The organism is Kitasatospora sp. NPDC028055 (assembly GCF_040637885.1).
Taxonomy (GTDB): domain Bacteria; phylum Actinomycetota; class Actinomycetes; order Streptomycetales; family Streptomycetaceae; genus Kitasatospora.
In genome coordinates this window covers 151,124-175,440 of sequence record NZ_JBEZXE010000011.1, presented here as the reverse complement: position 1 = coordinate 175,440, position 24,317 = coordinate 151,124, and the positions used below count along the sequence as shown (strand labels likewise).

Sequence of the window (24,317 nt, the reverse complement as noted above, 5' to 3'; positions counted from 1 at the left end):
GCCGGGGGTGGGGGTCAGGCGCCGATGAGCTTGGAGAACTTCTGCTCGAAGTCGCTCTCCTCGCCCTCGGTGAGGGTGCGGAACACGTGCGCCTTGGCCGCCATCTCGGGGGTGGGTACGACCAGCGGGTTGGCCGCGCTGTCCGGGGCGAGGGCGGCGAGCTCCTCCTTCATCCCGGTGACGGCGGAGACGAAGCCGATGCCCGCGACCAGCTGCGCCGCGATCTTCGGCTGATAGTAGAAGTCGATCAGCTTCTCCGCGTTCGTCTTGTGCCGCGCCTTGGCCGGGACCAGCATGTTGTCGGTCGAGGCGAGGTAGCCCTTCTCCGGGATGACGAACTCGATGTCCGGGTTGTCGGAGCGCAGTTGGATCAGGTCGCCGCCCCAGGCGACGCAGGCGGCGATGTCCCCGGAGGACAGCTCCTGGCCGTAGTCGTTGCCGGTGAAGCGGCGGATCTGCTTGTTGTCCACGGCCTTCTGCATCCGGGCGATCGCACCGGCGTAGTCGTCGGCGGTGAACTTCGCCGGGTCCTTGTCCATGTCGAGCAGGACCATCCCGATGCTGTCGCGCATCTCGGAGAGGAAGGTGACCCGGCCCTTGAGCTCGGGGTCCTCCAGCAGTTGGGAGACGCTGGTGACCTCCTTGCCCTTGGTCGCCTTCCGGTTGTAGGCGATGACGGTCTGGATCCCGGCCCAGGGGTAGGTGTAGAGCCGCCCCGGGTCCCAGTCGGGGGCACGGAAGCGGGCCTCGACGTTGGTGATCGCGGTGGTGACGTTCGCCGGGTCGAGCTTCTGCGCCCAGCCGAGCCGGATCAGCCGGGCGGCCATCCAGTCGGTGAGCACCACCAGGTCGCGGCCGGTGTCCTGGCCGGCCGCCAGCTGCGGCTTGACCTTGCCGAAGAACTCGACGTTGTCGTTGACGTCCTCGTTGTACCTGACCTTGATGCCGGTGGCCGCGGTGAAGGTGTCCAGGGTGCCGTGCTTCTGCTTGTCCTTCTCGTCGGTGTCGATGTACAGCGGCCAGTTGGAGAAGTCGACCTCCTTCTCGCCCCCCGAGTGGTCCTCGGCGGCGTTGGCGGTCGAGTCACCGGTCGCCCTGGGGGCGGCCGGGATGCCACAGGCGGCCAGGGTGCCCGCCCCGGCGGTCAGGGCGGCGGCGCGCAGCAGGGTACGGCGGCCGACCGCGGCCCGACCGCTGGTCAGACTGCGTTCCCAGGCCCTGCGGACCGGTTCGGGCAGACCGTCGGTGAGCTCGTTGAACGCCTTGAACGCCATGGAACGGGCCTCCTGGGGGGGACGGCGGGTGCGTGGGGGGAGCACCTGGCCTGAGGGGGGGGTTATCGGTCTCCGAAGACGGTGCGGTGCCAGTCCTTGCGGGCCACCGCGGTGGTGTCGAACATGACGTGCTTGACCTGGGTGTACTCGTCCAGCGAGTACTGGGACATGTCCTTGCCGTAGCCGGACGCCTTGTAGCCGCCGTGCGGCATCTCGCTGATGATCGGGATGTGGTCGTTGACCCAGACGCACCCGGCGGCGATCTCCCGGGTGGCGCGCAGCGAGCGGTGCACGTTGCCCGTCCAGGCGGAGGCGGCCAGGCCGTACGGGGTGTCGTTGGCGAGCCGCAGGCCCTCGTCGTCGCCGTCGAAGGGCAGCACCACCAGCACCGGGCCGAAGACCTCGCCCTGGACCACCTCGCTGTCCTGGGCCGCGCCGGTGATCAGGGTCGGCGCGTAGTAGGCGCCCCGGGTGAGGTCGTGGCCGTCGTGGCCCCGGTCCGGCGCGGGGCCGCCGGTGACGACGGTGGCGTAGGAGCGGGCACGCTCGACGAACCCGGCCACCCGGTCCCGGTGGGCGAAGGAGACCAGCGGGCCGAGGTCGGTGTGCGGGTTGCGGGGGTCGCCGATCCGGACGGCCGCGAAGAGCTCGGCGACGCCGGCCACGAAGGCTTCGTAGAGCGGGCGCTGGACGTACGCACGGGTGGCGGCGGTGCAGTCCTGGCCGCCGTTGATCAGCGAGGCGGCGACGGCGCCGTGCACCGCCGCGTCCAGGTCGGCGTCGTCGAAGACCACGAACGGGGCCTTGCCGCCGAGTTCCAGGTGGGTGCGCTTAACGCTCGCGGTGGCGAGTTCGGCGACCCGCTTGCCGACGGCGGTGGAGCCGGTGAAGGAGACCATCGCGACCCCGGGGTGGGCGACCAGGTGCTCGCCGGCGGTGCGCCCGGCGCCGGTGACCACGTTGACCACGCCGTCCGGGATGCCCGCCTCGGTGCAGGCCCGGGCGAACATCACCGAGGTCAGCGGGGTCAGCTCGGCCGGCTTGAGGACGATGGTGTTGCCCGCCGCGATCGCCGGGAGGATCTTCCAGGCGGCCATCTGCAGCGGGTAGTTCCACGGCGAGATCGAGCCGACCACGCCGATCGCCTCGCGCCGGACGTAGGAGGTGTGGTCGCCGGAGTACTCGCCGGCCGCCTTGCCCTCCAGGTTGCGGGCGGCGCCGGCGAAGAACGCGGCGTTGTCGACGGTGCCGGGGACGTCGAACTCGGTGGCCAGCTTGACCGGCTTGCCGGTCTGCGCGGTCTCCACCCGGGCGAGGTCCTCGGCGGTCGCGCCCAGGACGGCGGCCAGCCGGGTGAGCGCCTCGGACCGGGCCCCCGGGGTGGCGGAGGACCAGCCGGGCAGGGCGGCCCGCGCGGCGGCGACGGCGGCGTCCACGTCCCCGGCGGTGGCCAGCGCGACCTCTTCGACCACCGTGCCGTCGGCGGGGTTGACGACCTGGAAGGGCTCGCCGCTCCCCCGGGCCGGCCGGCCCGCGATGTACTGGGCGCCCGCGCCGAAGTCGGTCAGGTCCATCTGGGTTCCTCCAAGTGCCGGCGGTTCGACCGCGCTGCGGCGAAACGCTTCCGCGGTGGGGGTCTGCGGTCCCGCTGACCTTGCCAACTGCGGGGTTGACGTGACAAGGGTCACTTCGACAGGCTCGCCATGAAGGGCCTTACAGAGTGCAAGGCTCTTCGTAGGGCAACAGGTCGTCGCGACGATGCATGATTCACCTGACACTCTGTCCCCCCCACCCCCTCCCCTCCCACCTCCCCCGCCCTGGAGGCCCGCGATGCTCCCCACCGTCGCCCGCGTGCTCGACCTGGAGGTGATGCGGCGCGGCCTGCCCCAGGTGGTGGCCGGCGCCGACCACCTGGAGCGACCGGTCCGCTGGGTGCACGTCAGCGAGCTGCCCGACGTCGCCGGCGTGCTGCAGGGCGGCGAACTGGTGCTGACCACCGGCATCGCGCTGCCCGAGGACCGCGAGGGCCTGGCCCGCTACGTCCGCGACCTGGACGAGGTCGGCGTGGCCGGCCTGGTGGTCGAGTTCGGCCGGCGCTACTTCGACTCGCTCCCGCGCGCCCTGGTGCACGCCGCCGAGCAGCGCGGACTGCCGCTGATCGCGCTCCGCCGCGAGGTGCGCTTCGTCGCCGTCACCGAGGCCGTGCACGCCCTGGTGGTGAACGCCCAGCTGGAGCAGCTGCGGCTCTCCGAGTCGGTCCACCAGGTGTTCAACGAGCTGGTGGTCGAGGGCGCCGAGCCGCCCGAGGTGATCCGCCAGGTGGCCCGGATGGCGGGCGCGCCGGTCGTCCTGGAGAACCTGGCCCACCAGGTGCTCGCCCACGACAGCGCCGGACGCCCCGAGGCCGAGCTGCTGGAGGACTGGGAGCGCCGCTCGCGCGGGGTCCGCCCGCCCGGCCGTACCGGCCACGACCCGCGCAGCGGCTGGCTGGTGACCACCGTCGGCGCCCGCGGCCAGGACTGGGGCCGGCTGGTCCTGGTGCTGGAGCCGGGCCCGCGGCCGGAGGGCGAGGCCCACCCGCACGCCATGCTGCTGGAGCGCGGCGCCTCCGCGCTGGCGCTCAACCGGCTGGTGGTGCGCGACCGGGAGAGCCTGGAGCGGCAGACCCACCGCACCCTGCTCTCCGGCATCCTCACCCACGCGCTGACCGTCTCCGAGGTGGCCCTGCGCGCCCAGGCGCTCGGCGTCCCGCTGGACGGCCGACGGCTGGTCGGCGTGGTGCTGCGCCAGCGCCGCGGGCCGATCCTGGCCGCGCTGGAGGCCCAGGCCCGGCTGCGCGACTTCACCGAGCTGGCGGCCGGCGCGGTGCGGGCCAGCCGGCTCTCCGCCCTGGTCGGCGCGCTGGACGACGAGGGCGTCGGCCTGCTGATCGCGCTCGGCGCCCAGCAGGACGAGCACTCCGCGCTGGAGGCCTTCTCGGCCACCCTGCGCCGGATGTCCGCCGAGTCGGGCCGGGAGCCGGCCGACACCCCGGGGCCGGTCGTCGCGGTCGGCTCCTCGGTCGGCTCGGTCCGCGACGCCCGGCGCACCCTGCTGGAGGCCGCCCAGGTCGCCGACGCGGCCCTGCACGACGCGCCCGGCGGGGGCCGGACCGCCTCCTACTACCGGCTGCCGGACGTCCGGCTGCGCGGCCTGCTCCACCTGCTGCGCGACGACGCCCGTCTGCAGACGTACGTGGAACGGGAGTTGGGCCCGCTGCTGGCCCACGACGCCGAGCACAACGGCCAGTTGGTGCAGATGCTGCGGATCTACCTGGAGCAGGGCCGGAACAAGTCGGCGGCGGCCGACGCCGCGCACCTGTCCCGGCCGTCCTTCTACGACCGGCTGCACAAGGTCGAGCGGATCCTGGGCGTCGACCTGGACCAGGTGGAGTCCTGCCTCTCCCTGCACGTGGCGCTGCTCGCGCTGGACGCCGTGCGCCGGTAGGGCCAGGCCGGGTAGGGCCGGGCCGGCCGGGCGCGCCGGGCGGACGGACCGGGGCGGGGCGGGGCGGGGCGGGGTCACACCCCGGTGATGCGCCCCCAGACCTTGTGCAGCTCCGGCCGCTCGGCCGAGGTGACGTCCCGCATGCTGTGCAGCCGGGCGCGCATCTCCTCGGTCGGGAACACCAGCGGGTTCTCGGCGAGTTCGGCCTTGTCCTTGTCCCCGCTGTCCGCCAGCACCTCGCGGGCGGCCGGCACCGGGCAGATGTACTGGACGGCCGCGGCGAGTTCGGCGGCCACCTCGGGCTGGTAGTAGTAGTCGACCAGCAGCTCGGCGTTGCGCTTGTGGACGGCCCGGTTGGGGATCATCAGGCTCTCCGCCCACAGCTCGCCGCCCTCCTCCGGCACCACGAAGGCGATGTCGGGGTTCTCGGCGGTGAGCTGGACGGCGTCGCCGGAGTAGGCCTGGCAGGCGATCGCGGCGCCGGAGGCGAGGTCGCTGGTGTAGTCGTTGCCGGTGAAGCGGCGCACGTGCCCGCTGTCGACCATCTTCTGCACCAGGTCCATCGCCTTGTGCGCGTCGTCGTCCCCGAACCGCGCGATGTCCGCGCCCTGGGAGAGCATCAGCAGCCCGAGCGCCTCGTCCAGCCCGGCGAACAGCGTGATCCGGCCCTTGAGGTCGGGCGCCCAGAGGTCGGCGGTGGACCTGAGCTCCCGGCCCAGCGCCTTGCGGTTGTACGCGATGCCGGTGATCCCGGACTGCCAGGGCACGCTGCGCCGGCGCCCCGGGTCGAAGACCGGGTTCGCCAGCTGCGGGTCCAGGTTGGCGGTGACGTTGGGCAGGTTGGCCCGGTCCATCGCCTGCACCCAGCCCAGCGAGACGTACCGCCCGGCCATCCAGTCGCTGATCACCATCAGGTCCCGGCCCGGGTCGGCGCCCTGGGTGAGCACCGGGCTGATCTTGCCGAAGAACTCGTCGTTGTCGTTGATGTCCTCGGTGTAGGTGACCGCGATCCCGGTCTTCTCGCTGAACGCGTCCAGGGTCGGGCGCTTCCCCTGGTCGTCGGTGTCGATGTACTGCGTCCAGTTGGAGAAGTTCAGCCGCTTGTCGTGCTCCGAGCGGTCCGGCGCCGAGCGGCGGTCCTCGGCGACGTACGCGGACGGGATGCCGCAGCCGGTCAGCGTGCCGGCGCCGAGCAGCGCGGCCCCGCCGAGGACGGAACGCCGGCGCAGGCGCGTCGGGCCCTGCGGGCGGTCGGCGGGGGATCGGCGGGTCGGGGTGGAGCTGCGGGACATGTGGAGGCCTTCCGGAGCGTGGCACGGCCCCGGGAACACGCGGGTGCGCCCGGGGCCGTCCTGGTAGGTACGTCAGACGGTGTGCGCGTCGGCCACCGACAGCGCCTCGTCCAGGACCGCGAGGCCGGCCTTGGCCTCCTCCTCGGTGACGGTGCACGGCGGGACGACGTGGAAGCGGTTCATGTTGACGAACGGCCAGAGCCCGCGCTGCTTGCAGGCGGCGGCCAGCTCGGCCATCGGCGCGTTGGCGGCGCCCGCGGCGTTGTAGGGGACGAGCGGCTCCCGGGTCTCCCGGTCCTTCACCAGGTCGAGTGCCCAGAACACGCCGAGGCCGCGCACCTCGCCGATCGAGGGGTGCCGCTCGGCCAGCTCGCGCAGGCCGGGGCCGAGCACCGTCTCGCCGATGTGCTTGGCGTTCTCGACGATGCCCTCCTCCGCCATGGCGTTGATGGTGGCCACTGCCGAGGCGCAGGCCAGCGGGTGCCCCGAGTAGGTGAGCCCGCCGGGGAACGGCCGCTCGGCGAAGGTGGCGGCGATCTCGGCGTTGATCGCCACACCGCCCAGCGGGACGTAGCCGGAGTTGACGCCCTTGGCGAAGGTCATCAGGTCCGGCACCACGCCCCAGTGGTCGGCGGCGAACCACTCGCCGGTGCGGCCGAAGCCGGCCATCACCTCGTCCAGGACGAACACGATCCCGTGGCGGTCGCAGATCTCCCGCACCCCGGCCAGGTAGCCCGGCGGCGGGATCAGGATGCCGGCGGTGCCGACCACCGTCTCCAGGATGACCGCGGCCACCGTGCCCGGTCCCTCGAAGGCGATCACCTGCTCCAGGTGCGCCAGCGCGCGCTCGCACTCCTGCGCCTCGTCCTCGGCGTGGAAGTTGGAGCGGTAGGCGTACGGGCCCCAGAAGTGCACCACGCCGGAGACGCCGGTCTCGTTGGCCCAGCGCCGCGGGTCGCCGGTGAGGGCGATCGCGTTGGCGGTGGCGCCGTGGTACGAGCGGTAGGTGGAGAGCACCTTCTGCCGGCCGGTGTGCAGCCGGGCCATCCGGATGGCGTTCTCGACCGCCTCGGCGCCGCCGTTGGTGAAGAAGATCTTGTCCAGGTCGCCCGGGGTGCGCTCGGCGATCAGCCGGGCCGCCTCGCTGCGCGCCTCGACCGCGAAGCCGGGGGCGAGCGTGCAGAGCTTCGCCGCCTGCTCCTGGATCGCGGCGACCACCTTCGGGTGCTGGTGCCCGATGTTGGTGTTCACCAGCTGCGAGGAGAAGTCGAGGTAGCGGTTGCCGTCGTAGTCCCAGAAGTACGAGCCCTCGGCGCCGGCCACCGCGAGGGGGTCGATCAGCGCCTGGGCGGACCACGAGTGGAAGACGTGCGCGCGGTCGGCGGCCTTGACCGCCTTTCCGGCGGCTGAGTCAGCGGTGGGGATGCTCATGCCGGTAAGGCTAGGGCCGAGCGCCTCCGAAGTGCAGTTTCATCCTGTCAGCCGGACGCACGACCCGCCGACAGGGTGCAAAGCGACAGGGCCCGGGTCGAAAAGACCCGGGCCCCTTGTCAGTTCAACTTATTGATCAGATCGCCGTCATACTGCGCTCGACGGTCACGACCCGCTAGATCGCGGTCATGACGTGCTTGACCCGCGTGTAGTCCTCGAAGCCGTACGCCGACAGGTCCTTGCCGTAGCCGGACTTCTTGAAGCCGCCGTGCGGCATCTCGGCGACCAGCGGGATGTGGGTGTTGATCCAGACGCAGCCGAAGTCCAGGCGGCGGGACATCCGCATGGCGCGGGCGTGGTCCTTGGTCCAGACCGAGGAGGCCAGCGCGAACTCGACGCCGTTGGCGTACTCGACGGCCTGCTCCTCGTCGGTGAACTTCTGCACGGTGATGACCGGGCCGAAGACCTCGTTCTGGATGATCTCGTCGTCCTGCTGCAGGCCGGAGACGACGGTCGGGGCGTAGAAGTAGCCCTTGTCGCCGACCCGGTGGCCACCGGCCTCGACCTTGGCGTGGGCGGGCAGCCGCTCGATGAAGCCGGCCACCTGCTTGAGCTGGTTGGCGTTGTTCAGCGGGCCGTAGAGCACGTCCTCGTCGTCCACGCCGCCGGTCTTGGTCTCGGCCGCGGCCTTGGCCAGCGCCTCGACGAAGGCGTCGTGGATCGACTCGTGCACCAGCACGCGGGTGGCGGCGGTGCAGTCCTGGCCGGCGTTGAAGTAGCCGGCCACCGAGATGCCCTCGACGGCCTCGGCGATGTCGGCGTCCTCGAACACCACGACCGGGGCCTTGCCGCCCAGCTCCAGGTGGACCCGCTTGACGTCCTTGGAGGCCGACTCGGCGACCTGGATGCCGGCCCGCACCGAACCGGTGATGGAGGCCATCGCCGGGGTCCGGTGCTCGACCATCAGCTTGCCGGTCTCGCGGTCGCCGCAGATGACGTTGAAGACGCCGGCCGGCAGCTCAAGGTCCTTGAGGATGCCGCCGATGATGTCGGCCAGCAGCACGGTGGAGGCCGGGGTGGTGTCCGAGGGCTTGAGGACCACGGTGTTGCCCGCGGCGATGGCCGGGGCGAACTTCCAGACCGCCATCATCATCGGGTAGTTCCACGGCGCGACCTGGGCACAGACGCCGACCGGCTCGCGGCGGATGATCGAGGTCATGCCGTCCATGTACTCGCCGGCGGCCTTGCCCTCCAGCAGCCGGGCGGCACCGGCGAAGAAGCGGATCTGGTCCACCATCGGGCCGATCTCCTCGGAGAGGGTCAGCGCGCGGGGCTTGCCGGTGTTGCGCACCTCGGCGTCGACGATCTCGTCAGCCCGGGCCTCGACCGCGTCGGCGATCTTGAGCAGCAGCTTCTGCCGGGTGCTCGGGGTGGCGTCGCGCCAGACCGGGAAGGCGGCGGCGGCCGAGGCCATGGCCGCGTCCACGTCAGCGGCACCGGACAGCGGCGAGGTCGCGTAGACCTCGCCCGTGGTCGGGTCGACGATGTCGAGCGTGCGGCCGTCAGCCGCGTCGACGAACTCACCGTTGATGTAGTTGCGCAGCGTGCGAAGGTCGCTCACGGGTCTCTCCTCGGTCTGGGCCTGCGGCGTTGCAGATTCCGGCGCCATGGTACGTCGACGGATCCGGCCTACGAAGGGTGCCGAGTGGCCCGGCCAAGAGCGGCGCGGTCCACTGGTGGCGGAATGCGCGCCGCCCTGCGGGGGCGCGCGCGTACCGTGCCAGAGTAGCCGCAGGACTGCCGGGATCGACAGGCGTGGTGCGCGTACACGATGAAATCCGCATGGGTTTTCCAGAAGCACGACGAAATCAGCAGCTTCCACGCTTGCGAACAGGGGAACGATCAGGCACAGTGGCGGCGTGGCCAACCGCGACCGGAACGCGAGTGTTCCCCTCGACGCCGCCTCCAAGGCGATCATCGAGCAGCTCCAGGAGGACGGGCGCCGCCCGTACGCCGCCATCGGCAAGGCCGTCGGCCTGTCCGAGGCAGCCGTACGGCAGCGCGTCCAGAAGCTGCTCGACCAAGGCGTGATGCAGATCGTCGCCGTCACGGACCCGCTCACCGTCGGCTTCACCCGCCAGGCGATGGTCGGCATCCGGGTCGAGGGCGACATCGAGCCCGTCGCCGACGCGCTGGCCGCCCTCGACGAGGTCGACTACGTCGTCTGCACCGCAGGCTCGTTCGACCTCCTGGCCGAACTGGTCTGCGAGGACGACGAGCACCTGCTCGAAATGATCAACAAGCGCATCCGCGCGCTTCCCGGCGTGCGGAGCACCGAGAGCTTCGTTTACCTGAAACTCCGGAAACAGACCTACACCTGGGGCACCCGATGACAGCCGACCCGGCGCAGAAGGACCTTTCCAAGACCGCCTACGACCACCTGTGGATGCACTTCACCCGCATGTCGTCGTACGAGAACTCCCCCGTGCCGACCATCGTCAAGGGCGAGGGCACGTACATCTGGGACGACAAGGGCCGGAAGTACATCGACGGCCTGGCCGGCCTGTTCGTCGTGCAGGCCGGACACGGCCGCACCGAGCTCGCCGAGGTCGCCGCCAAGCAGGCCAAGGAACTCGCGTTCTTCCCGATCTGGAGCTACGCGCACCCCAAGGCCGTCGAGCTGGCCGAGCGCCTGGCCAACTACGCCCCGGGCGACCTCAACAAGGTCTTCTTCTCCACCGGTGGCGGCGAGGCCGTCGAGACCGCCTGGAAGCTCGCCAAGCAGTACTTCAAGCTGATCGGCAAGCCGACCAAGTACAAGGTCATCTCCCGCGCCATCGCCTACCACGGCACCCCCCAGGGCGCGCTGTCCATCACCGGCCTGCCGGGCCTCAAGGCCCCGTTCGAGCCGCTGGTGCCGGGCACCCACAAGGCCCCGAACACCAACATCTACCGCGCCCCGCACTACCTCGAGGGCCCCGACGGCACCGTCGACCCCGAGGCGTACGGCCGCTGGTGCGCCGACCAGGTCGAGGAGGCCATCCTCTTCGAGGGCCCCGAGACCGTCGCCGCCGTCTTCGTCGAGCCGGTGCAGAACGCCGGCGGCTGCTTCCCGCCGCCGCCCGGGTACTTCCAGCGCCTGCGCGAGATCTGCGACCGCCACGACGTGCTGCTGGTCTCGGACGAGGTCATCTGCGCCTTCGGCCGCCTCGGCACCATGTTCGGCGCCGACAAGTTCGGCTACGTGCCGGACATGATCACCTGCGCCAAGGGCATGACCTCGGGCTACTCCCCGATCGGCGCCACGATCATCTCGGACCGCATCGCCGAGCCGTTCTACAAGGGTGACAACACCTTCCTGCACGGCTACACCTTCGCCGGCCACCCGGTCTCCTCCGCCGTGGCGCTCGCCAACCTCGACATCTTCGAGCGCGAGGGTCTCAACCAGCACGTGCTCGACAACGAGTCGCGCTTCCTGGGCACCCTGAGCAAGCTGCGCGACCTGCCGATCGTCGGCGACGTCCGCGGCAACGGGTACTTCTACGGCATCGAGCTCGTCAAGGACAAGGTCACCAAGGAGAGCTTCAACGACGAGGAGACCGAGCGCGTGCTCTACGGCTTCCTGTCGAAGGCCCTCTTCGACAACGGCCTGTACTGCCGCGCCGACGACCGTGGCGACCCGGTCGTCCAGCTGGCCCCGCCGCTGATCTCCGACCAGTCGACCTTCGACGAGATCGAGCAGATCCTGCGGACCAGCCTCACCGACGCGTGGGCGAAGCTCTGATCCCCTGAGCCCTCCTCCCCACCCTCCGCCGAAGGGCGGCCCCGCACCCGCGGGGCCGCCCTTCGGCGTTCACGCAACGCCACGGAACATCACAGTCGTACGACCAAACATGCCTGAATGCGGGTGATTTGCCCGTGATGGACCAGAGCGCCGCAACCGCGACCGGCCCCGGTCGTTCTAATCTGACGACTGTCATATCCCTGCGGCCACCCAGGATGGAACCTCATGTCAGCGGCACCGCCTGACAACGACGTGCTGTGGGCCCGAGGGATCGTCAAGTCCCACGACGGCACCCCCGCCCTGCGCGGCATCTCCATCGGCGTCCGCGAGGGCGAGGTGCTCGCCGTCACCGGCCCGCGCGGCTGCGGCAAGAGCACCCTGCTCGGCTGCCTCTCCGCCCAGCTCCCGGTCGACGAGGGCGAGGTCTGGTTCAACAGCTCCCCCGTCCACACCCTCGGCCGCGCCGGACGCGAACGGCTGCGCCGCGACCGCTTCGGCTTCGTCGGCTCCGAACCCCACCTGGTGCCCGAGCTCAGCGCCCGCGAGAACGTCGCCCTGCCGCTGCTGCTCGCCGGTGCCGGCAACAAGGCCGCCTACACCGCCGCCGACGAGTGGCTGGAGCGCCTGGACGTCGGCGAGATCGGCCGTCGGCGCCCCGACCGGCTGGTCCAGAGCCAGCGCCAGCGGATCGCGGTCGCCCGCGCCCTCGCCCCGCTGCCGCCCGTCGTCTTCGCCGACGACCCCACCGCCCCGCTGCACCGCGAGGCCGCCGACCAGGTCCTGCGGATACTGACCAGCGCGGCCCGCTCGCACCAGCTCACCCTCGTCCTGGCCACCCACGACCCCGAGCTCGTCCGGTTCGCGGACCGCTCCGTCGCCCTCGTCGACGGTCGGCTCACCGCCCCCGCCGCCCCCGTCCCGCGCGGCGCCGCCGCCCCGGGCACGACCGGTGCCTCCGCCGTCACCGCCACCCGCCGCTGACCGCCACCAGTCGCTGACAGAGCCGAGCCGCTGAAAGAGTCGACGTGTTCTACCTCCGTCTGGCCCGGGGCTACCGGGTGCCCGACCTCGGCCGCTGGCTGCTCACTGCCCTGGCGGCCGCCGTCGTCGCCGCCTTCCTGTTGCGCTCCCTCGGCCGCGCGCTGAGCGACCCGCTCGGCGGCGCCGACGCGCTGGCGCGGCTGCTCTGGTGCCTGCCGCCGCTCGCCGCCGTCGCCTGGTTCGCGGCCGTCGCCGCCCGCTCGGTGCCCGCCCGACGGCCCGAGCGGATCGCCGGCCTCACCGCCGCCGGGGCTGGCTCCCGCCGGATCCGCACCCTGATCGCCGGTGAGGTCGCCCTCGCCTGCACCCTCGGCAGCGTGCTCACCCTGCTGCTCTTCCTGGTGCTGCGCAACGACATCGCCGGCCCCTCGCTCGCCCCCGACCTCGGCATGGGCGTGCCGCTGCCCGCCGCCGCGCCGGTCACCCTGCTCGCCCTGGTCCCGCTCACCGCCGGTCTCGCCGCCGCCTTCGCGGTGCCCGTCGCCGAGACCCTGCCCGGTGGCCGCAGCCACGGCCGGACCGGCTTCGGCCCGCTGCGGATCGCCGTACCGGTCGGACTGGTGGTGATCGGCGCCGCGCTCGAACTCATCGCCCTGCGGCCCGGCGCCCCCGCCGACGGCCGTCCGATCCACCTGCCCGCCGGACTCGGCACCACCAGCACCGCCGCCCTCGGCGGCTGGGCCGGCGGCGCGCTCGGCCTCGCCCTGCTCACCGGCCCGCTGCTCGCCTGGACCGGACGGCTGCTCGCCCTCGGCCGGCCCACCCCGCTGCGGCTGCTCGCCGGACGCGGCCTCACCGCCCAGGCCCGTCGGCTCGGACCGCCGCTGGCCGTGCTCACCCTGGTCGTCGCCCTGGTGCTGACCACCGTCCGCTACTGGATCGGCACCCCCGACAGCGCCGACGCGCTGCCCGCCGTCGAGGCCTGCCTGGTGCTCGGCTGCACGGTCGCCGCGGTGGTCGCCCGGCTCGCCGAGGTCCGTACCGACCGCCGGGAGATCACCGAGGCACTGCTGCGCCTCGGTGCCTCGCCCCGACTGCTGTTCGGCGCGGTCGCCCTGCGCACCCTCGCGGTGGGCACCACGCTGCTGCTGACCGGCGGGGCGACCGCCGCGCTGGCGGCCGCCGGACTGCGCTGAGGACCCCGGCAGGAGAGCCTGCCGGGGTCCTCAGTACGCCGCTACCGCGGTACTCAGCCCGCCGCGGCGAGCTGGCCGCAGGCGCCGTCGATCTCCTGGCCGCGGGTGTCGCGGACGGTGGTCGGCACGCCGTGCGACTGGAGCCGGCGGACGAACTCGCGCTCGTCCACGGGCCGGGAGGCGGTCCACTTGGACCCCGGGGTCGGGTTCAGCGGGATCAGGTTGACGTGCACCCGGTGGTTCTTGATCAGCCGGCCGAGCAGGTCGGCGCGCCAGGCCTGGTCGTTGATGTCCTTGATCAGCGCGTACTCGATGGAGATCCGGCGGCCGGACTTCTCCGCGTAGTTCCACGCCGCGTCCAGCACCTCGGCGACCTTCCACCGGGTGTTCACCGGGACCAGCTCGTCGCGCAGCTCGTCGTCCGGCGCGTGCAGCGACAGCGCCAGGCGGCAGCTGAGGCCCTCGTCCGCCAGCCGGTTCATGGCCGGCACGAGCCCGACCGTGGAGACCGTGATGCCGCGCTGGGACAGGCCGAAGCCGTCCGGAGCCGGGTCGGTCAGTCGGCGGATCGCGGCCAGCACCCGGTTGTAGTTGGCCAGCGGCTCGCCCATGCCCATGAAGACCACGTTCGACAGCCGCGCCTCGCCACCGGGGATCTCGCCGGCCTTGAGCGCGCGCATCCCGGCGGCGATCTGCTCGACGATCTCGCCGGTCGACAGGTTGCGGGTCAGCCCCGCCTGGCCGGTGGCACAGAACGGGCAGTTCATGCCGCAGCCGGCCTGCGAGCTGATGCACATGGTGACCCGGTCCGGGTAGCGCATCAGCACCGACTCGACGAGCGTGCCGTCGAACAGCTTCCAGAGCGTCTTGCGGGTGGTGTCGTCGTCGCAGGAGACGTGCCGCACCACCGACATCAGCTCGGGCAGCAGGCTCTCGGTCAGCTTCTCCCGGCTGGCGGCGGGGATGTCCGTCCAGCTCGCCGGGTCGTTCGACATCCGGCCGAAGTAGTGGTTGGAGAGCTGCTTGGCGCGGAACGGCTGCTCGCCCAGCTCGGCGACGGCCTCCTTGCGCTCGGCGGGGCTCAGGTCGGCGAGGTGTCGCGGGGGCTTGGCGCCGCGCGGCGCGACAAAGGTGAGTTCTCCGGGCTTAGGCATGGTTGTTCCAGTGTCGCAGACGCGCGGAGGCCCCGGTCGCCTGGCGTCCGGGGCCCCGTCGCGGAACGGTCGGTGGGCGGGTCAGCTCCCGACGAAGGCCGCCAGCAGCAGCCAGACCACCGGGGCGGTCGGCAGCAGCGAGTCCAGCCGGTCCATGATGCCGCCGTGGCCGGGCAGCAGGGTTCCCATGTCCTTGATCCCGAGGTCGCGCTTGATCATCGACTCGCCCAGGTCGCCCAGGGTCGCGGTGACCGCGGCGCAGCCGCCCAGGATCAGGCCCTGCCACCAGCTGCCGTCGTCGATGATCAGCTGCATCAGCACGGCGCCGGCCAGCATCGACAGGCCGATGCCACCGGCCAGGCCCTCGCGGGTCTTGCCGGGGCTGATGGTCGGGGCCAGCTTGGTCCGGCCGAACTTGTAGCCCACCGCGTAGGCGCCGGTGTCGCTGCAGATCGTGACGATCAGGAAGAGCACGATCCGCTGGGGACCGTCGTCGGCCGCCAGCATCATCGCCACGAAGGTCGCCAGGAACGGCACGTAGAAGGCGGTGAACACCCCTGCCGTTATGTCCCGGAGGTAGTTCTCCGGCGGTTCGGCCATCCGCCAGACCATCACCGCCAGCCCGGTCAGCGCGAGCGAGGCCGCGGCCCATTCGACGCCGGCCCAGTAGCCGGTGGCGATCATGGCGACGCCGCCCACGAGCAACGGGATCAGCGGCGCCTTGATCTGCTTGCGCTCGGACAGCCGACTGGTCAGCTCCCAGACGCCGACCGACGCCGCGGCCATCACGACGAACAGGAACAGCGCCTTGACGACGAACAGCGTGGCGACGATCACCACGCCGAGGCCGACTCCCACGCCTATGGCGGCCTGGAGGTTACGGCCGCCGCGCTGCTTGCGCGGCTCCGGCTGCGGGGCGGGCTGGGCGGCCACGGGTGTCTCCTGCCCTGGATGGGACGACGGCACGAAGGGGGGCTGCCCGGCCGCCCAGTGGCTCTGCGGCGGCGCGGGATGCACCGGAGCCCCCGGGTACGGCGGGGCACCGTGGCCGGGGGCGGGGGTGGCGTCGTCGGTTATCGCGCGCAGCACGACCGTCTCCGTCACGCCCGGCGGCGTCCCGGGCTGCTCGTCCCGGAACAGCGGACCGCCCGTCCGACCGGCCTCCCGGGCCTGGTCGGCGGCGGGGCCGGCCGGAGCGCCGGCCGGGCCGTTCGCGGGGCCGGTCACCGAACCGTTCGCGGGGCCGTTCGCCGGCCCGCGGTCGGGCGCACCGGGGTGCGGGCCGGGATCGGCCGGTACGGGAGGCATGACCTGAGTCTCCTCCGCGTCGCCGCCCCAGTACACCGGAGGCTGCTGCGAGTGATCCGAACGGAGGTCCTGGTCCCCCGGGCCGGCACCCGGCCCGCCCTGGTGGGCGGCCCGGGGCTCCGGGTGGCCGGGGTGCCCCGGCGCCGGACCGCCCGGCGGCCGGGGTGCCTGCGGCTGCGGCGCCGGGCGGTAGGGCTGGAACTGCTGGTCGGACGGGCCCCAGTAGCCAGGGGCGTCAGGGGCGTCGTTCATCAGACCTCGAGCAGCTCGGCTTCCTTGTGCTTGAGCAGCTCGTCGACCTGGGCCACGTACTTGGCCGTGGTGTCGTCGAGCTCCTTCTCGGCGCGGCGGCCGTCGTCCTCGCCGACCTCGCCGTCCTTGACCAGCTTGTCGATGGCGTCCTTGGCCTTGCGGCGGACGGCGCGGATCGAGACCTTGGCGTCCTCGCCCTTGGTCCGGGCGATCTTGATGAACTCCCGGCGGCGCTCCTCGGTGAGCTCCGGCAGCACCACACGGATGATGGAACCGTCGTTCGAGGGGTTGACGCCCAGGTCGGAGTCGCGGATCGCCTGCTCGATGGCCTTCAGCGCGGTCTTGTCGAACGGCGAGACGACCGCCATGCGCGGCTCCGGCACCGAGAACGAGGCCAGCTGGTTGATCGGCGTGATGGCGCCGTAGTACTCGGCGACGATCTTGGCGAACATCGCCGGGTGCGCACGGCCGGTACGGATGGCCGCGAGGTCGTCCTTGGAAACGGCGACGGCCTTCTCCATCTTCTCCTCGGCCTCGAGGAGGGTCTCTTCGATCACTGTGAACTCCCTGTCCGGTTCATCTGCTGTTGTCCCGACCGGTGTCGGCATCGGGGCCGGTCGCGGCGGACGCCGTCCCGTACGGCGGGTTGCTGCTCAGGCCCGGACAGAATCCTGGCTGATGAGTGTGCCGATCTTCTCACTCTTCACCGCACGCGCGATATTGCCCTCCGCCAGCAGTTCGAACACCAGCATCGGGAGGTTGTTGTCCTTGCACAGGGTGATCGCGGTGAGGTCGGCGACCTTGAGGTCGCGCGCGATGACCTCGGAGTACTCCAGCGCGTCGAACTTGACCGCGTCCGGGTTGGTCCGGGGGTCGGAGTCGTAGACCCCGTCCACGCCGTTCTTGCCCATCAGCAGGACGTCGGCGTGGATCTCCAGCGCGCGCTGGACGGCCGTGGTGTCGGTGGAGAAGTACGGCATGCCCATACCGGCACCGAAGATCACCACACGGCCCTTCTCCAGGTGCCGGACGGCCCGCAGCGGCAGGTACGGCTCGGCGACCTGGCCCATGGTGATGGCGGTCTGGACCCGGGTCTCGATGCCCTCCTTGACCAGGAAGTCCTGCAGCGCCAGGCAGTTCATCACGGTGCCCAGCATGCCCATGTAGTCGGAGCGGGCCCGGTCCATGCCGCGGACCTGCAGCTCGGCGCCCCGGAAGAAGTTGCCACCGCCGATGACCACCGCGACCTCGGTACCGGCGCGCACGACCGTGGCGATCTCACGGGCGATCGCGTGCACGACGTCCGGGTCGACGCCGAGGCCGCCACCACCGGCGAAGGCTTCACCGGACAGCTTGAGCAGCACCCGGCGACGCGAGCCCGCCTTGGGGTCCTGCGCGGTCTCCTGCGTCTCCTGCATGGACTTCTCCTTTAGTGCACCTGCTGGCTCACAGGCCTGGGTGTGCGGATGCCCGGCCTGCGCGTACACGAGAGGAGGCCACTGCCGCGGGAACCGGTTCGGTGTCCTGCACGGCAATGGCCTCCTCGTCGTTCATGGTGCCGACACGGCCCGCCCATGGACGGTTGGCGCTGGGTGAGCCCGTTCGGCGATCCGCCCGCCCCGGTCAGTGGGCGGGGGCGGTTCCCAGCCTAGAGGGGCCGGGGACCAGGTGGAACGTGGCTCAGGCGCCGACGCGGAAGCGGGCGAAGCGCTTGAGGGAGACGCCGGCCTCCTCGAGGACCTTGGCGACGGTCTTCTTGTTGTCCTTGGCGAAGGCCTGCTCCAGGACGGAGTTCTCCTTCACGAAGCCGGTCACGCGACCCTCGACGATCTTCGGCAGGGCGGCCTCGGGCTTGCCCTCCTCGCGGGCGGTGGCCTCGGCGACGCGGCGCTCGTTCTCGAGGGCCTCGGCCGGGATCTCCTCGCGGGACAGGTACTTCGGCGCGAACGCGGCGATGTGCTGCGCGACGTCCTTGGCGACCTCGGCGTTCTCCTTGTCCAGCTCGACCAGGACGCCGACGGCCGGCGGCAGGTCGGGGCTGGTCTTGTGCAGGTAGACCGCGACGAAGCCGTCACCGTCGAACTGGGCGAAGCGACGGAAGACGATCTTCTCGCCCAGGGTCGCGTTGGCCTCGTCCACGAACTGCTGGACGGTCTTGCCGGGCTCGATCTCGGACGCCAGGGCGGCGTCCAGGTCGGCCGGGGCGCTCTTGGCGACGTGGGCGGCGATCGCGTCGGCGACCTGGACGAAGTTGTCACCCTTGGCGACGAAGTCGGTCTCGCAGTTCAGCTCGACCAGCACGCCGGACTTCTTGTCCTCGGCGATCAGCGCGGCGACGGCGCCGTTGGAGGCGTCACGGCCCTCGCGCTTCGCAACGCCCTTCTGGCCCTTGATGCGCAGGAGCTCGACGGCCTTCTCGACGTTGCCCTCGGCCTCGTCCAGGGCCTTCTTGCAGTCCATCATGCCGGCGCCGGTGAGCTCACGGAGCTTCTTGACGTCCGCGGCGGTGAAGTTCGCCATGGTGTGAATCTCTTCTCGCGTCTCGCGTGTCTGCGTGGAGTGGCGCCGGGACCGATGGTTCGGTCCCGGCGCGGGAGAGAGGGGCACCTGCCGGTGTCGTACCGGCGGGTGCCCCTCACCCGTGGTACGTCAGGCCTGCTCGGCCGGAGCGTCGGTGGCCGGAGCCTCGGCAGCCGGGGCCTCGGTGGCCGGAGCCTCGGCGGCGGCGGGGGCCTCCTCGGCCTTCTTCTCGCCCTCGATGAGGTCCTTCTCCCAGTCGGCCAGCGGCTGGTCGGCGCCCGGCTCGGCCTTGACGTCGCCCTTGGCGACACCGGCGCGGGACTTCAGACCCTCGGCGACGGCGTCGGCGATCACGCGGGTCAGCAGGGTGACGGAGCGGATCGCGTCGTCGTTGCCCGGGATCTTGTAGTCGACCTCGTCCGGGTCACAGTTGGTGTCGAGGATGGCGACGACCGGGATGTTGAGCTTCCGGGCCTCGCCGACCGCGATGTGCTCCTTCTTGGTGTCCACGATCCAGACGGCGCTGGGAACGCGCTGCATGTCGCGGATACCGCCGAGGGTCTTCTCCAGCTTGTCGTGCTCGCGCTGGAGGACCAGGAGCTCCTTCTTGGTGAGGCCGGAACCGGCCACGTCCGAGAAGTCCAGCTCGCCGAGCTCCTTGAGGCGCTGCAGGCGCTTGTAGACGGTCGAGAAGTTGGTCAGCATGCCGCCGAGCCAGCGCTGGTTCACGTAGGGCATGCCCACGCGGGTGGCCTGCTCGGCGATGGCCTCCTGGGCCTGCTTCTTCGTGCCGACGAAGAGGACGCTGCCGCCGTGGGCAACGGTCTCCTTGATGAACTCGAAGGCGCGGTCGATGTAGTTCAGCGACTGCAGCAGGTCGATGATGTAGATGCCGTTGCGCTCGGTGATGATGAAGCGCTTCATCTTCGGGTTCCAGCGGCGGGTCTGGTGACCGAAGTGGACGCCGCTCTCCAGCAGCTCCCGCATCGTGACGACGGCCATTGCCGTGCTCCTCAGGTGTTACGGCCCGGCTGCGGCGACCCTCGGGGGTTCCCTCGGGTGAAGTGCCTACGGCCGGGTCAGTCTCGGTTGTCCGTGGCGGCCAGGTGACAGCCACGCCTGACGCCCCGATCGTGCCGAGCCGCTTCCACCCGCTCGGTCCGGGACCGGTCGGGCTCGGCGGACCGAGCGGCACTCGCACCTGGCGGGGCCGCGGAAGAACCGCGTCCGACCACCGGTGGCGGGGCGTGCGAAGTCGACCCGGTGGACCGGGTCGCGTGTGAAGTGTACGGGAAGCGCCGAGCGGCGAGCGACTTCTCGGGCGCCCGGGGGCCCGCGGGCGGACTGCGCCCGGGCGGCGGATGGCCTGGGGGAAGCCCGGGAAACGGCCGCGGCGGACGGGGCCGCGGCGACCGGCGAACGAGCGCCGGCTGGTCGGCTCCCTGCCCACCGACCGGTCCTCGTATGCCGTTTGTACACCGGACGGCGGCACCCGTACACCCGTCAGGGGGATGGCGGCCGGCGCTGGGGGTGGTTTGTCCACAGGAATCCGGAAGGGGGTGGTCTGGGCGGCCGGGTCCGGACAGCCTCGGAGCATGACTGGGCGCAGCGGGGTTCGAGGGGCGGTCGCGGAGGCGATCGGGCGGGTGCTCGGCCGGATGGTCGGGTGGGTGAGTGGCAGGACGGTGGGGGTGGGCGGGGTGGCGGACGCGGTGGTCACGCGGGTGGTGCGGGGGATCGCGCTGGGGGTGGCACTCGCGCTGGTGGCGGGTGCGGGGGTGGTGCGGGCCGCCGCGGTGGGCGGGGGCGGCCCGGGCGCAGCTGGCGCGGGCGGGGCCTCCACCGGCCGGGGGCCGGCGCGGGCCTGGCCGGTGGGCGGGCCCGGCGGGGTGCTGGGGCGCTTCGAGCCGCCGGCCACGCCGTGGGCGGCCGGGCACCGGGGCGTGGACCTCGCCGCCGCGCCCGGGGCGGAGGTGCGGTCGGCGGCCGCCGGGGTGGTCGCGTTCTCCGGGCTGGTGGCCGGGCGGCCGGTGGTGACCGTCGTCCATCCGGGCTCCGGGACTCCCCCACTGCGGACCACCTACCTCCCCGTCACCGGCACCGTCCCGGTCGGCACCGGGGTGGCCGCCGGGCAGGTCGTCGGACGGCTCGCCCCGGACGGACGGCACTGCGGCGCGCGGGACTGCCTGCACTGGGGGCTGCTGCGCGCGGGCCGTTACCTCGATCCACTGGCCCTGCTGGGCACAGGACGGGCCCGCCTGCTGCCGCTGGGTGGAACGTGACCGCGCGGGGCGGTGGGGGTGGCTCAGGTCCGGTCGAGGCCGTGCAACGCCAGGGCCACCGCCGCGTCCGCGACCGCCTCCGGGGACTCCACCGGGCAGCCCGTACGGTCCCCGGTGGCGAACTGCTCGGTCCGGCGGACGGCCGCCTCCACGATCCCCTGCAGCAGCGCCGCGGCAAGCCGGGGCTGGTCGTGGCCGAGCTCCTCCAGCGCCCGGACGACCAGGCCGACGAGCCCGCCGTGCGCCGCCCGGATGCGCTCGCGCGCGGCCTCGTCCAGTTCCAGCGCCGAAATGGCCGTGACCGCCCGGTGCCTGGGGTCCCCGGCCAGTGCCAGCTGACCCCGGACGTACGCCTCGATCCGCTCGGCGGCGGTCTCGCAGCTCGCCATCCCGGCCTCGATCTCGGCCGCCCAGAGCGGGAAGTCCACCTCGCACAGTGCCTCGACCACGGCGGCACGGGAGCGGAAGTACTCGTAGACGGAGGAGCGCGCCAGCCCGGTGCGGGCGGCGAGCGAGGGGAAGGTCAGGGCCTCCATGCCGCCCTCGGTGAGCAGGGTGCGGGCAGCATCCAGGAGGGCTGCCCGCTGCAGCTGGCGATGCTCGGCCACCGTGGCCGCTCGGATCTTCGGCACGGACCCACTGTACGGAGCCGCACGCGCGGCCGGAACGGCGCCGCGCATTCGGAGCAGGAGCCGACCCGGCGGGCGGCTCCAACGCCCGCTACCGGACGTCCGAGAGCTTGGCCCGCAACTGGAGGACGGACTTGGTGTGGATCTGGCTCACCCGACTCTCCGTCACCCCCAGTACCTGGCCGATCTCGGCGAGGGTGAGGCCCTCGTAGTAGTAGAGCGTGACCACGGTCTTCTCCCGCTCGGGGAGGGTGTTGATCGCCTGGGCCAGCAGTCTGCGCAGCTCGCGGTCCTCGGCCACCTCGACCGGGTCGTCCGCGCCGTGGTCCTCCAGGGTGTCCACCAGGCTGGGCCGGTCGCCGCCCTCCCCCACCGGGTGCAGCAGTTCGTCCAGGGCCACCACGTTGGCGAGCGACAGCTGGCTGAAGATCGCGTGCAGGTCCTCGAGCGCGATACCCATCTCGGCCGCGACCTCGGGCTCGTGCGGTGTCCGGCGCAGCCGGGCCTCCAGCGTCGCGTACGTCCGCTCGACGGCCTTCGCCTTCTGCCGCACCGAGCGGGGGATCCAGTCCAGGGCGCGCAGCTCGTCGATGATCGCGCCGCGGATGCGACTGATCGCGTAGGTCTCGAACTTGATGGCGCGGTCGATGTCGAACTTCTCGATCGCGTCGATCAGCCCGAAGACCCCGGAGGAGACGAAGTCGGCCTGCTCGACATTGGAGGGCAGGCCGACCCCGACCCGCCCCGCCACGTACTTGACGAGGGGTGAGTAGTGGAGGATCAGCTGCTCGCGCAGCCGCTGGTCGCCGGTCTCCTTGTAGGAGCGCCAGAGCTCTTCGAGGGCGCTGCGCCCCTGGGCGCCGGGCTCCCGGTCGTCCCGGGCGCCCGGAGTGTCCCTGGCCTCCGCCCCCCGCCCCGCCCCGGGCTGGTCCTGGCTGGGCCAGGGCCCGGGTGGGGAGGTGGCGTCCGGCGCAGGGGCGCTCGAAGGCAACCGGGGGGCGCGGGGTACGGCCGCACCCCCCGGCGCGTCTGCCTCGCCGAGTGCCCCGGTGCCGTGGACCGTCTCGCCGACGCGAGCGGCGTCGGCGCGCTGGGCCGGGTCGGCGTCCCTGGTCGTGTCCGCGGGCTGGCCCGGCACCACCGTCGGCCGGCCGCCCTGACGCGACAGGCCTCCCTTCGTCCCCGCCGCCTTGGACGGGAACTCGGTCGCGGGTCGCCGCTCGGTCCGCGGCCCTCCCGCGGACCGAGCGCCACCGGTCACTCTGTGTCCGGGAATGTGTGTGGGCATACGTAGGTCTGCGCCGTTCTGCCGAGTCATGTGCTGATAGGGAAGGCATGTGGAGCGTAGCGTGACCGACTCACTGCAAAGCGCTACCGCCACTCGGTCGTCCCCCGATCCGGTGGCGTTCACGCATCGGATCCGGCCAGACGAGCGGAGGAACCGGATCAGCAGGTCAGCCGGACCGTCCCCGCCGTCCTCCCCCGGGCGCACCCGTGTTCGTACCCCTGGGCGCTCACCTCCTCCGCACCGCGCGCCAGTGCGCGCCGTGCCGCTCCACGAAGCCGAGCGAGGCCAACTCGTAGAGCCGTTGCAGGACTTCGTCCGGCGGGAGGCCGGACTGCCGGGCCAGTCGCTCGACCGGAGCGCCTTCGGCCGTGGCCGGCACGGCCTCCAGCACCCGGGCCACCGGCGGCTCCAGCAAGTCCCGCGGCAGCACCGGCCCGCTGGACTGCGGGGCCAGGTCGTCCCCGATCGCCCCGACCAGCTCGGTGACCTCGGCCGCGTCGGTGACCAGCGTGGCGCCGCCGCTGCGGATCAGCGCGTGCACCCCGGCGGAGAGCTCCGAGGTGACGGGCCCCGCGACGCCCATGGTGTGGCGGTTGAGGTCCCGCGCCCGTCTGGCCGTGCTCAGGGCTCCGCTGCGCAGGGCCGCCTCGACCACCACCGTGCCCCGGGTCAGCGCCGCGATGACCCGGTTGCGGAGCACGAAGCGGAACCGGGTCGGGTGCTCGCCGGGCGGGAGTTCACTGACCAGCAGGCCCTGTTCGCCGATCCGCCGGATCAGTTCCGCGTTCCCCTTCGGGTAGGCCACGTCGACCCCGCAGGCGAGCACCGCGACCGTCATCCCGCCGACGGCCAGCGCCCCGCGGTGGGCCGCCGCGTCGATCCCGTACGCGGCCCCGGATACCACCACCCAACCGCGCTCGGCCAGTTGGGCCGCGAGCTCGCCGGCGACGTGGGCGCCGTAGGCCGTGCAGGCCCGGGAGCCCACCACCGCCACCGAGCGCAGGGCGAGCAGCCGCAGCGAACCGGTACCGGTGGTCCACAGCCCGATCGGACGTCCGTCGCCCAGGTCGTCCAGTTGACTGGGCCATTCCGTGTCCCCCGGAATGATGAAGCGTCCACCGACGTCCCGTACCCGTTTCAGGTCGGCCACCGGGTCGAGGCCCGGGAGTCGGGCCTGGTAGGCGGCCAGCCGGGCCGCGTCCAGCCCGGGGTGGTCGGGGACGGCGCCCTCCCTGATCGCCCGCACCACGTCCACGGCGGGGAGCTCGTCGAGCCAGCGGCCGACCACGGCGTCACCCGGTTCGCTGAGCCGGTTGAGCAGCACCCGGGCCACGCGCTCGGGTTCGGGCGCGGCCGACGGGCCGGCTTCGTCCGCGTGGGCTGCCCGGGAGTACCGCAACAGCTGGTTCATGCCGCCTCCTCGTCCTTCCCTTGGGTCCC

20 protein-coding genes are annotated in these 24,317 nt (G+C 72.3%); 6 read left to right on the top strand and 14 right to left on the bottom strand.

Features of this window, described 5'->3' with window-relative positions:
- Positions 1-14: 14 nt before the first annotated feature.
- Together AB0F71_RS15360 and AB0F71_RS15355 are read right to left on the bottom strand one after the other, a co-directional pair.
- The gene (locus tag AB0F71_RS15360; RefSeq protein ID WP_360233248.1) at positions 15-1,274 is read right to left on the bottom strand and encodes a spermidine/putrescine ABC transporter substrate-binding protein; all 1,260 of its coding nucleotides are present in this window, start codon (positions 1,272-1,274) and stop codon (positions 15-17) included.
- A gap of 62 nt (positions 1,275-1,336) precedes the next feature.
- Positions 1,337-2,848 (bottom strand): gamma-aminobutyraldehyde dehydrogenase, encoded by a 1,512-nt coding sequence (locus tag AB0F71_RS15355; protein WP_360233246.1) that lies wholly within the window; start codon positions 2,846-2,848, stop codon positions 1,337-1,339.
- Positions 2,849-3,104: 256 nt separating this feature from the next.
- Here AB0F71_RS15355 and AB0F71_RS15350 point away from each other — a divergent pair, with 256 nt between their 5' ends.
- Complete coding sequence (locus AB0F71_RS15350) at positions 3,105-4,760, top strand: PucR family transcriptional regulator ligand-binding domain-containing protein (protein WP_360233243.1); 1,656 nt, start codon at positions 3,105-3,107, stop codon at positions 4,758-4,760.
- A gap of 74 nt (positions 4,761-4,834) precedes the next feature.
- On the opposite strand, the gene AB0F71_RS15345 is transcribed toward AB0F71_RS15350, so the two are convergent.
- The 3 genes from AB0F71_RS15345 to AB0F71_RS15335 form a co-directional block, all read right to left on the bottom strand.
- Positions 4,835-6,052 (bottom strand): spermidine/putrescine ABC transporter substrate-binding protein, encoded by a 1,218-nt coding sequence (locus tag AB0F71_RS15345; protein WP_360233240.1) that lies wholly within the window; start codon positions 6,050-6,052, stop codon positions 4,835-4,837.
- A 72-nt stretch (positions 6,053-6,124) separates the two neighbouring features.
- Positions 6,125-7,483 (bottom strand): aspartate aminotransferase family protein, encoded by a 1,359-nt coding sequence (locus tag AB0F71_RS15340; protein ID WP_360233237.1) that lies wholly within the window; start codon positions 7,481-7,483, stop codon positions 6,125-6,127.
- Between the two features lie 175 nt (positions 7,484-7,658).
- On the bottom strand, positions 7,659-9,152 hold the full coding sequence (locus AB0F71_RS15335; protein WP_360233234.1) for a gamma-aminobutyraldehyde dehydrogenase: 1,494 nt from the start codon (positions 9,150-9,152) through the stop codon (positions 7,659-7,661).
- A 250-nt stretch (positions 9,153-9,402) separates the two neighbouring features.
- Between AB0F71_RS15335 and AB0F71_RS15330 the strand changes: the two genes are divergently transcribed.
- The 4 genes from AB0F71_RS15330 to AB0F71_RS15315 all read left to right on the top strand — a co-directional run bounded on the left by AB0F71_RS15330 (position 9,403) and on the right by AB0F71_RS15315 (position 13,444).
- Positions 9,403-9,876: an Lrp/AsnC family transcriptional regulator gene (locus tag AB0F71_RS15330; protein ID WP_030306695.1), complete on the top strand. Its 474-nt coding sequence runs from the start codon at positions 9,403-9,405 to the stop codon at positions 9,874-9,876.
- Entirely contained in the window at positions 9,873-11,267 is a 1,395-nt protein-coding gene (locus tag AB0F71_RS15325) for an aspartate aminotransferase family protein (RefSeq protein ID WP_360233231.1), read from the top strand. Before AB0F71_RS15330 ends, AB0F71_RS15325 begins: the two co-directional genes overlap by 4 nt.
- Positions 11,268-11,492: 225 nt before the next feature.
- Complete coding sequence (locus AB0F71_RS15320) at positions 11,493-12,248, top strand: ATP-binding cassette domain-containing protein (protein ID WP_360233228.1); 756 nt, start codon at positions 11,493-11,495, stop codon at positions 12,246-12,248.
- Positions 12,249-12,292: 44 nt separating this feature from the next.
- Positions 12,293-13,444 carry a hypothetical protein gene (locus AB0F71_RS15315; protein WP_360233225.1) on the top strand — a complete coding sequence of 384 codons (1,152 nt, stop codon included), beginning with the start codon at positions 12,293-12,295 and terminating at the stop codon, positions 13,442-13,444.
- A 53-nt stretch (positions 13,445-13,497) separates the two neighbouring features.
- On the opposite strand, the gene rlmN is transcribed toward AB0F71_RS15315, so the two are convergent.
- The 6 genes from rlmN to rpsB all read right to left on the bottom strand — a co-directional run bounded on the left by rlmN (position 13,498) and on the right by rpsB (position 19,680).
- Positions 13,498-14,598, bottom strand: coding sequence for a 23S rRNA (adenine(2503)-C(2))-methyltransferase RlmN (gene rlmN, locus AB0F71_RS15310; protein ID WP_360233222.1), 1,101 nt, complete (start codon positions 14,596-14,598; stop codon positions 13,498-13,500).
- Between the two features lie 81 nt (positions 14,599-14,679).
- Complete coding sequence (locus tag AB0F71_RS15305; RefSeq protein ID WP_360233289.1) at positions 14,680-15,906, bottom strand: phosphatidate cytidylyltransferase; 1,227 nt, start codon at positions 15,904-15,906, stop codon at positions 14,680-14,682.
- Positions 15,907-16,157: 251 nt separating this feature from the next.
- Positions 16,158-16,715 carry a ribosome recycling factor gene (frr, locus tag AB0F71_RS15300; RefSeq protein WP_360233219.1) on the bottom strand — a complete coding sequence of 186 codons (558 nt, stop codon included), beginning with the start codon at positions 16,713-16,715 and terminating at the stop codon, positions 16,158-16,160.
- A 96-nt stretch (positions 16,716-16,811) separates the two neighbouring features.
- Positions 16,812-17,576, bottom strand: a complete 765-nt coding sequence (gene pyrH, locus AB0F71_RS15295) for a UMP kinase (RefSeq protein ID WP_030056790.1) — start codon at positions 17,574-17,576, stop codon at positions 16,812-16,814.
- Positions 17,577-17,838: 262 nt separating this feature from the next.
- Positions 17,839-18,678 (bottom strand): translation elongation factor Ts, encoded by an 840-nt coding sequence (gene tsf / locus AB0F71_RS15290; RefSeq protein WP_360233216.1) that lies wholly within the window; start codon positions 18,676-18,678, stop codon positions 17,839-17,841.
- Positions 18,679-18,807: 129 nt separating this feature from the next.
- On the bottom strand, positions 18,808-19,680 hold the full coding sequence (gene rpsB / locus AB0F71_RS15285; RefSeq protein ID WP_360233213.1) for a 30S ribosomal protein S2: 873 nt from the start codon (positions 19,678-19,680) through the stop codon (positions 18,808-18,810).
- A 593-nt stretch (positions 19,681-20,273) separates the two neighbouring features.
- Here rpsB and AB0F71_RS15280 point away from each other — a divergent pair.
- Positions 20,274-20,960: a M23 family metallopeptidase gene (locus AB0F71_RS15280; RefSeq protein ID WP_360233210.1), complete on the top strand. Its 687-nt coding sequence runs from the start codon at positions 20,274-20,276 to the stop codon at positions 20,958-20,960.
- 23 nt (positions 20,961-20,983) lie between these two features.
- On the opposite strand, the gene AB0F71_RS15275 is transcribed toward AB0F71_RS15280, so the two are convergent.
- The 3 genes from AB0F71_RS15275 to dprA form a co-directional block, all read right to left on the bottom strand.
- Complete coding sequence (locus tag AB0F71_RS15275) at positions 20,984-21,568, bottom strand: helix-turn-helix domain-containing protein (protein WP_360233286.1); 585 nt, start codon at positions 21,566-21,568, stop codon at positions 20,984-20,986.
- Positions 21,569-21,680: 112 nt separating this feature from the next.
- Positions 21,681-22,727, bottom strand: a complete 1,047-nt coding sequence (gene whiG / locus AB0F71_RS15270; protein WP_360233207.1) for an RNA polymerase sigma factor WhiG — start codon at positions 22,725-22,727, stop codon at positions 21,681-21,683.
- A 376-nt stretch (positions 22,728-23,103) separates the two neighbouring features.
- Positions 23,104-24,288, bottom strand: coding sequence for a DNA-processing protein DprA (gene dprA, locus AB0F71_RS15265; protein ID WP_360233204.1), 1,185 nt, complete (start codon positions 24,286-24,288; stop codon positions 23,104-23,106).
- Positions 24,289-24,317 lie beyond the last annotated feature (29 nt).

Bases quoted from the DNA above. Each gene is read 5' to 3' on its own strand.
- AB0F71_RS15340 (WP_360233237.1), bottom strand. From the start codon at position 7,483: ATGAGCATCCCCACCGCTGACTCAGCCGCCGGAAAGGCGGTCAAGGCC.
- dprA (WP_360233204.1), bottom strand. From the start codon at position 24,288: ATGAACCAGCTGTTGCGGTACTCCCGGGCAGCCCACGCGGACGAAGCC.
- tsf (WP_360233216.1), bottom strand. From the start codon at position 18,678: ATGGCGAACTTCACCGCCGCGGACGTCAAGAAGCTCCGTGAGCTCACC.
- AB0F71_RS15325 (WP_360233231.1), top strand. From the start codon at position 9,873: ATGACAGCCGACCCGGCGCAGAAGGACCTTTCCAAGACCGCCTACGAC.
- rpsB (WP_360233213.1), bottom strand. From the start codon at position 19,680: ATGGCCGTCGTCACGATGCGGGAGCTGCTGGAGAGCGGCGTCCACTTC.
- AB0F71_RS15320 (WP_360233228.1), top strand. From the start codon at position 11,493: ATGTCAGCGGCACCGCCTGACAACGACGTGCTGTGGGCCCGAGGGATC.
- AB0F71_RS15360 (WP_360233248.1), bottom strand. From the start codon at position 1,274: ATGGCGTTCAAGGCGTTCAACGAGCTCACCGACGGTCTGCCCGAACCG.
- AB0F71_RS15280 (WP_360233210.1), top strand. From the start codon at position 20,274: ATGACTGGGCGCAGCGGGGTTCGAGGGGCGGTCGCGGAGGCGATCGGG.
- AB0F71_RS15345 (WP_360233240.1), bottom strand. From the start codon at position 6,052: ATGTCCCGCAGCTCCACCCCGACCCGCCGATCCCCCGCCGACCGCCCG.
- pyrH (WP_030056790.1), bottom strand. From the start codon at position 17,576: ATGCAGGAGACGCAGGAGACCGCGCAGGACCCCAAGGCGGGCTCGCGT.
- AB0F71_RS15355 (WP_360233246.1), bottom strand. From the start codon at position 2,848: ATGGACCTGACCGACTTCGGCGCGGGCGCCCAGTACATCGCGGGCCGG.
- rlmN (WP_360233222.1), bottom strand. From the start codon at position 14,598: ATGCCTAAGCCCGGAGAACTCACCTTTGTCGCGCCGCGCGGCGCCAAG.
- AB0F71_RS15335 (WP_360233234.1), bottom strand. From the start codon at position 9,152: ATGGCGCCGGAATCTGCAACGCCGCAGGCCCAGACCGAGGAGAGACCC.
- AB0F71_RS15350 (WP_360233243.1), top strand. From the start codon at position 3,105: ATGCTCCCCACCGTCGCCCGCGTGCTCGACCTGGAGGTGATGCGGCGC.
- AB0F71_RS15305 (WP_360233289.1), bottom strand. From the start codon at position 15,906: ATGCCTCCCGTACCGGCCGATCCCGGCCCGCACCCCGGTGCGCCCGAC.